General features: G+C 69.0%; 11 protein-coding genes. 9 read left to right on the top strand and 2 right to left on the bottom strand.

Translation table 11 applies throughout. From position 1 onward, the window contains the following. Positions 1–628: 628 nt before the first annotated feature. Positions 629–1276 carry a 2'-5' RNA ligase family protein gene (locus tag F6X68_RS28995; RefSeq protein WP_151457234.1) on the bottom strand — a complete coding sequence of 216 codons (648 nt, stop codon included), beginning with the start codon at positions 1274–1276 and terminating at the stop codon, positions 629–631. Positions 1277–1284: 8 nt separating this feature from the next. Next, complete coding sequence (locus F6X68_RS28990) at positions 1285–2070, bottom strand: GntR family transcriptional regulator (protein WP_151457233.1); 786 nt, start codon at positions 2068–2070, stop codon at positions 1285–1287. A gap of 204 nt (positions 2071–2274) precedes the next feature. Here F6X68_RS28990 and F6X68_RS28985 point away from each other — a divergent pair, with 204 nt between their 5' ends. From F6X68_RS28985 to F6X68_RS28945, 9 genes are all read left to right on the top strand, one after another. Next, positions 2275–2673 (top strand): transcriptional regulator, encoded by a 399-nt coding sequence (locus F6X68_RS28985; protein WP_151457232.1) that lies wholly within the window; start codon positions 2275–2277, stop codon positions 2671–2673. Next, positions 2673–2888 (top strand): hypothetical protein, encoded by a 216-nt coding sequence (locus F6X68_RS28980; protein WP_225852491.1) that lies wholly within the window; start codon positions 2673–2675, stop codon positions 2886–2888. Before F6X68_RS28985 ends, F6X68_RS28980 begins: the two co-directional genes overlap by 1 nt. Next, complete coding sequence (locus F6X68_RS28975) at positions 2885–3103, top strand: hypothetical protein (protein WP_192581581.1); 219 nt, start codon at positions 2885–2887, stop codon at positions 3101–3103. Before F6X68_RS28980 ends, F6X68_RS28975 begins: the two co-directional genes overlap by 4 nt. Positions 3104–3317: 214 nt before the next feature. Further along, positions 3318–5012, top strand: a complete 1695-nt coding sequence (locus tag F6X68_RS28970) for an FtsK/SpoIIIE domain-containing protein (RefSeq protein ID WP_225852490.1) — start codon at positions 3318–3320, stop codon at positions 5010–5012. Positions 5013–5041: 29 nt separating this feature from the next. Beyond that, complete coding sequence (locus tag F6X68_RS28965) at positions 5042–5305, top strand: spread protein (RefSeq protein WP_192581582.1); 264 nt, start codon at positions 5042–5044, stop codon at positions 5303–5305. 35 nt (positions 5306–5340) lie between these two features. Then, positions 5341–5529, top strand: a complete 189-nt coding sequence (locus F6X68_RS28960) for a hypothetical protein (RefSeq protein WP_151457227.1) — start codon at positions 5341–5343, stop codon at positions 5527–5529. Then, positions 5526–5780 (top strand): hypothetical protein, encoded by a 255-nt coding sequence (locus F6X68_RS28955; RefSeq protein ID WP_151457226.1) that lies wholly within the window; start codon positions 5526–5528, stop codon positions 5778–5780. Before F6X68_RS28960 ends, F6X68_RS28955 begins: the two co-directional genes overlap by 4 nt. Next, entirely contained in the window at positions 5777–6316 is a 540-nt protein-coding gene (locus F6X68_RS34485) for a hypothetical protein (RefSeq protein WP_225852489.1), read from the top strand. Before F6X68_RS28955 ends, F6X68_RS34485 begins: the two co-directional genes overlap by 4 nt. Next, the coding region (locus tag F6X68_RS28945) for a hypothetical protein (RefSeq protein ID WP_151457225.1) at positions 6316–6848 on the top strand (533 nt) is incomplete at its 3' end. The genes F6X68_RS34485 and F6X68_RS28945, both read left to right, overlap by 1 nt.

The following is a 6848-nucleotide window of genomic DNA, read 5'->3' as shown; positions in this document are numbered from 1 at the left end:
CCACCTCTTCCCCACCTCGGACCCGTGAACGGCCTGACGGATTCCGTTCGGCAACTCGACCGGCCGACCGTCGACCGGTTCGCGGTGAGACGTCACCAGGGCTGGAAGCGACGGAAGGTAGAGGCTGTCGCATGGTCCCGGTCATCTCCGGGACTCGTCACCGGGTCCCTTCACGGACCCAGGAGTGACGCGCGGGGCGGGGCGTGGTTTGCGGGCCGGCTGACTTTCCGCCCCGGCGCCGTAGGCGGCCGGGGCGGCGGCTCCGTAGGAGCCGGTTGCCGCGCCCCGACCCGCGCCGCGCGGAGCGCCTTGATCTAGTACAGGCCAATTCGGCAACAGATCACAGGCAGCTCCGAGCCGACCAAGGCCAACACGACACCACCCACCGCCCCACACTTCCACCCGCAGCGGCTACGCAACCCGGCACCGCACCAAGCCGGCCCCTGACCGAGCTGCCCCCGCTCGCAATCCGGCCAGCCACTCCCCCGGCACTCCCCAACCAATGACGCCGCGTTCGTGCTCGTGCCTCGACCTCGGCCCGCCTTGCCCTTCCCCTTCTCCCCCACTGAACAAGCCGAGGGCGGCTCCTCTCGAAGCCGCCCTCACCCTGCGCCACCTCTTGCCCTGGTCACTTCAACGGAAGCGCCTGAACGGTTCGCCACTCGTACATCTGCTGATCGCGGTGCATCTCGATGAGGTCGACGTGGTTGATCGTCAACCGTGCGGTCCCGACCTCTGCGCGACTCACGGCGTCGACGTACGGCACCGCCGATCCATCCGCGGTGATGTAGGCGACGCTGACGTGAGGGCGAAACCGGTCCGCGTCCTCGGCGACCTGGTCCTCACCGAGAACCCGACTGATGGCCTGGCGGGTCAGGCGGCGTAGCTCGCGAATCGGTTCCGCTGGCTCGGCAGGCATGACAATCGCTTCGTCCGCCACGACGATCGGTCCGAACTCCACATCGAAGGCCGGAACGCTCGTGAGCATGGACCGGGCCTCCGCGGCGATCCTGCCGACCACGTCGGGTGCGAGTTCATCGGCGAAGCCAACGCCCTGCATCGTGAGGTGTAGCCACCGGTCCGGAATGAGGGTCAGGCTCGGCTTCTCTGCCAGGGTCGTGCGGTATGCGGTCGCCAGGTCGTAGAGGGTGGGTTGGTTGTCGAAGGTGATGTGGAAGGCGTAGAAGCGCCTCCCGACATGCCATCCGGGACGCCACCACCAATGGTTGCGAACGTGGGCAGCGTGCGTGCCAGGCGGAAGGTCAACGAGCGACATGGGCTACCTCAAACTTCGGAGGGCGTGTCGGGTTCGGACGGCTCCGGCTCTACCGGGTACTCGTCGATGACGACGATGCGGTCCGCCGGCCAGACCGATTCGGAGACCTCCAGCACGGTTCCGTCCTCGGCGCGGGCCACGTGGATGACCTGCATGACCGGTGCACCTGTCGGCAGTTCCAGCGCTGAGGCTTCCTCGGCGGTGGGAAGACGAGAAAGCCAGTGATCGCGAGCGGTGGCGTACCGCTTGCCGCTCAGCTCTTCGATACACAGGAACAGGGCTTTCGGCACCACGGTGGGCTCTTCGAGGTAGGTCCCACCGCCGATGTCGGTCAGGATGTAGCTCGCCCCGATCTCTTCGGGCTTGCCCGTCTCACGGTTGTAGAGGTGCCGGCGCCGGACCACTACCTCTGTGCCCGCTGGTAGGTCCATAGCCGTGGCGATCTCGCCTGTCACCGGCGCCCGTCCCGCGAACACGATGTCGTGGCGCAAGTGCGCCGTCAGTAGCTTCTGATCGTTCCTCGCTCGGCCGTAGCGGTGCCGTGACCGCCTTTGAAGGCGGCGGCTTTCACGGACGAAAGTCCCCACGCCGTGACGGGACTCGATCAGCCCTTCTGCGCGGAGCACGCTGATGGCGTTGCGCAGGGTAATCGGGCTGACCTTGAAGCGTTCGGCCAACGCCGTCTCAGCTGGCAGCCGCTCTCCGGCCCTCATTTGCCCGTCGCGGATACTCCGCCGCAGCTCTGCTGCGATCTGTAGGTATTTGGGGGCCCTTGTGCCCAACTCGTCGGTCATCGCCGTCCCTCCGGGCCAGTCCTCTTCAGGACAACCCCTCTACCTCACCCTACGTGCGCTCAACGTTCAACGCATGTGCCGCACTCACCACCAGGCGCGAAGACAGGTCCTATAGAGGACTTGTGGACGACGACCGCCTCCGCTACGGTCCTCTATAGGTCTACATGAGTAGACGAAACCACTGGCGTACGGAGGTGAAGAGCGATGGCTCTTCGTGGTGGTACTCGGTTCACGGTTCCGTTCGAGGCTGTCTTCCCGCACGGCGCGGTGTTCGTGCCGGACTCGATCGCGGAGGCGCAGGACTTCAACGAGGCGACTCGACAGCGGACGCCGGCGAAGGACAAGGTCACGGGTCAGCGGGTGTGGCAGTGCCGGGTGATGGACATGGACCCGGAGTTGGGCTCGCGGTCGCGTGAGGTGTCGATCAAGATCCTGGCGGATGTGCAGCCGGTGTCGCCGGTGGGTCCGTTCCAGCAGGTGGAGTTCGAGAACCTGACCGTGACCCCGTACGTCGGCAGCAACGGCCGGTTGGCGTACTCGTTCCGGGCGACCGGGATCGTGGCGCCGAAGACCCTGGCGGAGACGCGTGGGAAGGCTGCCTGATGCGTACCTACGTCAGCGCGTCGATCCACGTGAAGCCGAACACCGAGCTGTCGTTTCACAGCTACCCCCAGGACGACCGGGTGACGGTGCAGCTCGGGGAGAGCCCCGGCGCGGTGACGCTGTTCCTGCCTCGGGCGGAGATCGACCGGTTGGCCGGTGTGCTGGCTGAGGCGCGAGAGGCGCTGTCGGCTTCGGGCGTGAAGGAGGCTGCGTGATGTTTGGCCGGAAGCGCTCTGAGGCGGAGCCGGTGCGCAAGGACCAGGTGATGCGCTTGATCTCGCTCGGGATGCGGGAGACCGACGCCGCCGACATGGACATTGACGGCCCGGAGTTTGACAAGGCCAAGGCTGCGTTCGAGGCGGCGCTTGGCAAGTCGACGCAGGCGGAGAAGAACGCGGCGATCGACGCGCTGCGGCGGCACGGCTACTAGATGTGGCGCGGGGCGGCCCTGGCCCTAGGAAAGCTGGCCGCCCCGCTGCCCTCTCAACCCTCTCGGCCTGGAAGGGCAGGTTCATCATGCCAACTTCTCTGGATTGGCGACGCGACGGGAGCGCCGGAGACCCGGTCCCGTGCGTCATCTGCGGTAAGCCGGCGATCTGCCGTAGCCCGGCGGGCAAGCCGGTGCACAAGGTGTGCGCGGAGGCGTGGATCGACCAGCACACCACGTCGAAGGCGGTGGCGTGATGCGCGCTCCGCTGGTCAACTTCCGTCGCCTCCAGGTCGCCGCGCCGTGGCCCCTGGTCTGGACGGTCACCTTCGTCATCCTCCTCGCCCGCCTCGTCGTGCTGGTGGTGCGTGCTGCTGTCGCGGTGGTGCGGCACTGGCGGGCCTGGCCGGCTATCGCCTTGGTCCTACTCGCCGTCGACGTGCATCGCTCGTACGGCTGGTGGCCTCACCTCCTGGTTCTCATCGTCGTCGCCGGCTCGGCGGGCGTGTGGTGGTGGCGGTGGCGGGAGTCCTTCGAACGCCTGATCGTGCTGCGGGGGCTGTCGTGGTGGCGGCGCCTGTGGGTGTATCGGCGTCAGTGGCACGAGGTCATGTCGCTGTGTGGGCTGGTGAAGAAGTACGACGGTGGCGAGAAGCTGCCCGAGCTGCTGTCGGTGCGCTGCTCGTATGCCACGGATGAGGTCGTGTTGCGGATGCCTCGGGGGCAGAACCCGGAGGCGTACCACAAGGCAGCGCGGGATCTGGCGTACTCGTTCGGTACCCGGCACTGCCGCGTCTTCTCCGGCCGCCGCCAGGCACCCCCGGCCCGCTCCGGCTCCCTCGCCTGGCTGCTGCGCCGGGTTGATGCGATCCGGTTCCGCGACCGGCCGCGGCAGGTGTGGTTGGTGCTGATCCGCCGCGACCCGCTCACCCGCGTGGTCAAGCCGCTGCCGGTGCCGGCACGCCCGGACTTCACCGCCCTGCCCCTCGGCCTGCGCGAAGACCTGGCCGTGTACTGCCTGCGCCTGCTCGCCACGCACGTGCTGATCGGTGGGGCGACGCGGATGGGCAAGGGCTCGGTCATCTGGTCCCTCCTGCGGGCTCTCGCCGCCGGCATCCGGTCGGGTCTGGTGCGGGTGTGGGCGATCGATCCGAAGGGTGGGATGGAGCTGTCGATTGGTCGGCCGCTGTTCTCCCGCTACGTCGATGACGACTGGACGCGGATGGCAGACATGCTCGATGACGCCGTAACCCGGATGCGGGCGCGTCAACGGGTGCTGCGGGGCAAGGTGCGGGTGCACACCCCGACCGTCGATGAACCGCTGATCGTCATCGTCATCGACGAGATCGCCGCACTACTGGCGTTCCTGCCCGACAGCGACATCCGCCAGCGCATCACCCAAGCCCTGGGCCTACTACTCACCCAGGGCGCCGGCCTCGGAGTGCTGGTGGTCGCCGCGACCCAGGATCCCCGCAAGGAAGTCGTCTCCGTCCGCGACTTCTTCCCCACCCGCATCGCCCTCGGCGTCACCGAACGCGGCCACGTCGACCTCCTCCTCGGCGACGGCGCCCGCGACCGCGGAGCACTGGCCGATCAGATCCCGCTGTCGGCGAAGGGCGTCGCGTACGTCCTGCTTGACGGTCAGCCGGAACCGGCCCGGGTCCGCTTCTCCTACCTCACCGATGACGTGATCCGGGAGATGGCCGCAACGTTCCCCGCTCCGCCCGAGGTCCAGCCCGAACCGGTCGACGCCCCGGCCCCGGCTCCGGCTGGGGTCAAGGCGCGGTCGAACGGCAACGGCCGGCACACCTACCGGCCCACGCCGCCGAAGCAGGCCGCTCCGCTGCTGCCGCCGTCGCTGCTTCACGCCCTGGACCTCGACGCCACCCCGAACGGAGGCGACCCCCGATGACCGAGCTGCCCGAGGGCACGCCCACCCGGATGCCCTACGCCGACCAACCCGCCGAGGAGCCGCGGCGCTTCTACCGGCTGCGTGCCCCGCACGTCGACAAGGCGTCCGTGCCGGTGACCGTCCGCGTCACCCCCGACGCTGACCTGTACGTCGCTGTTGGTGCCGGCCGGCGCCGCATGTACCTCACCCCCAACGAGGCGTGGGCGCTGTGGCGCTGCCTGTCCGAAGCGGTCGCCTCCACCGGTGAGCCGCCGGAGTGGATCCGCGTGCACGTCACCCCCACCCACCGCTGACCTTCCCCCTGCACGTCCCGAAACGAGGAGTCCTGATGGCTGCCCGTCGCCTCACCCTGCGCCCGATCCGCCGTACCTGCCTCGACCTCAACCACACCGACCCCGACCAGGACTGCCCCTACTGCACCCCCGACACCCACGCCGCGGACATTCTCGACGCCGCGCTCGCCCGGCACGCCGAGATCGCCGCCGAAGACGCCGAAGCCTGGGGATGGGCCGCATGACCGCCCGCCGCCTGCACCCGTTCAGTCAGCCCGTCGCCGTCTTCGCCGTCACCTCCGCCGGCCTGCTGCACCTGGTCATCAACCCCGAGGACTGCTCCCTCTGCCGCTCCCGCAGCGAGGTGCAGATCTGGAACCCCGAAATCCGCGACCCACTCACCCACGAACTCACCCCACCCGCGCACCGCATGTGGAAGATCCCCTGCCCCGTCTGCCGCCCCGCCGACTTCGCCACCTGGGAGGCCCCCCAATGAGCTACCAACTCTGGTCCTGGCTGCTGATGACCGTTGGCGTCACCGGCCTGTGGCTGGCCGGCAAACGCTCCTGGACCGGCTGGGCCGTCGGTCTCGCCGGGCAGGTGCTGTGGCTGGCGTACTCCCTCGTAACGGAGCAGTGGGGCTTCCTGGCCTCCTGCTTCGTCTACGGCGCGGTCTACATCCGCAACCTGCGCGCCTGGCTCCGCCCGGCTCTTGCCCCGGTGACGGACAAGGCTGCCGCGGATCCCACCACGGCAGTTGCCCCCGTCCGGGTCGCCCGGCCGCCGCTGGTGCGGGAGTCGCCGCTGCGGGAGCACTCGGGACCGGTGCGCTGCCTCACCTCGTACTGCACCCGGCCGGCAACCCACTGGCACGACGGTGCGCCCCGGTGCGAGCCCTGCGCCTGGAACGCGATCGAGGAAGAGGGCCACAACGGCTTCCACCCGGTTCCCGGCTCGTCGGCGGAGTTCGCCGCCTACTACCTGCACCGCGACATGAACCCCGCGCTGCGTGTCGGTGGGGAGGTGCGCTGATGCGCCGCGTCTTCAACTCCGACCGGCTTGAAGGCGTCGCCCTGGTCGTGATCCTCCTCGCCGTCGGCGGCATGGCGGGCGCCGCGTCGTTCACCCATGTCAAGGACTGGACGATGATCCATGCTCCCGCCGGCACGCATGAGTGGTTCGGCTGGTCCAACGCCGTCATCTCCGAGCTCACCCCGGCCGCGGCCCTCCTGGTGATTCGTCGCCGGCGCCGTCTCGACCCGGACGCCTCGGTGTTCTACCCGCTGTCGATCCTCGTCGGCGCGGTCGCCCTGTCCCTGGCCGCACAGATCGCCGTTGCCAACGACAGCTTCTCGTCGCGGCTGCTCTCGTCGGTGCCGGCGCTGGCGTTCCTCGCCCTGTCCAAGCTCGTCCTCACCGCCCCCGCCGCTCGCACGGCCCGAAAGCCGGCCCCGACCAAGCCCAAACCCGAACCGGTACCGGTACCGGTCGAAGAGCCTGCCGACCTGGACCCGGTCGACCTGCCCACCGACCCGGCACCCGTCTACGTCCCGCCAGCACCCCC

The sequence above is a fragment of the Micromonospora sp. AMSO12t genome (assembly GCF_008806585.1).
Classification (GTDB): Bacteria; Actinomycetota; Actinomycetes; order Mycobacteriales; family Micromonosporaceae; genus Micromonospora; species Micromonospora reichwaldensis.
The sequence above is the reverse complement of the archived record's forward strand: the minus strand, read 5'-3'. Positions and strand labels throughout refer to the sequence as shown.

Excerpts from the sequence above, each read along its gene's own strand:
- F6X68_RS28995 (WP_151457234.1), bottom strand. The coding sequence starts at position 1,276 with ATGTCGCTCGTTGACCTTCCGCCTGGCACGCACGCTGCCCACGTTCGC.
- F6X68_RS28990 (WP_151457233.1), bottom strand. The coding sequence starts at position 2,070 with ATGACCGACGAGTTGGGCACAAGGGCCCCCAAATACCTACAGATCGCA.
- F6X68_RS28985 (WP_151457232.1), top strand. The coding sequence starts at position 2,275 with ATGGCTCTTCGTGGTGGTACTCGGTTCACGGTTCCGTTCGAGGCTGTC.
- F6X68_RS28980 (WP_225852491.1), top strand. The coding sequence starts at position 2,673 with ATGCGTACCTACGTCAGCGCGTCGATCCACGTGAAGCCGAACACCGAG.
- F6X68_RS28965 (WP_192581582.1), top strand. The coding sequence starts at position 5,042 with ATGCCCTACGCCGACCAACCCGCCGAGGAGCCGCGGCGCTTCTACCGG.
- F6X68_RS28960 (WP_151457227.1), top strand. The coding sequence starts at position 5,341 with ATGGCTGCCCGTCGCCTCACCCTGCGCCCGATCCGCCGTACCTGCCTC.
- F6X68_RS28955 (WP_151457226.1), top strand. The coding sequence starts at position 5,526 with ATGACCGCCCGCCGCCTGCACCCGTTCAGTCAGCCCGTCGCCGTCTTC.
- F6X68_RS34485 (WP_225852489.1), top strand. The coding sequence starts at position 5,777 with ATGAGCTACCAACTCTGGTCCTGGCTGCTGATGACCGTTGGCGTCACC.